We start from the raw sequence: 240 nt of genomic DNA, 5'->3' as shown, positions 1-240 counted from the left end.
CGTCATGGTTTCGCGGAGTCGGTGACGTTGCCGGTGGGTACGTCGTCGATCTGTGCGTATGGGATCAATACGGGTGCGGGCGGGCATACTCTGCTCGGTTGCAAGAGCGCGACGGTCACGGCGCCGGTGATCTCGGAGAAGGGTCGTGCGCCGGTGGGGGCGTTCGAGTCGGTGTCGGTGTCGGGGAATGTGGCGTCTGTGTCGGGGTGGGCTTTGGATCCTGATACGGCGTCGTCGATC

Annotated in this window: 1 protein-coding gene; it reads right to left on the bottom strand. The window is 64.6% G+C overall.

Features of this window, described 5'->3' with window-relative positions:
• Positions 1-2 precede the first annotated feature (2 nt).
• The coding region (locus LC438_RS18380) for a hypothetical protein (protein ID WP_223587525.1) at positions 3-240 on the bottom strand (238 nt) is incomplete at its 5' end.

Origin of the sequence: Microbacterium sp. OVT16B (assembly GCF_019969705.1) — a bacterium.
In the GTDB taxonomy this organism is placed as follows: domain Bacteria; phylum Actinomycetota; class Actinomycetes; order Actinomycetales; family Microbacteriaceae; genus Microbacterium; species Microbacterium natoriense.
Note: the sequence above shows the minus strand (reverse complement) of the source record. Positions and strands in the feature narration are given on the sequence as shown.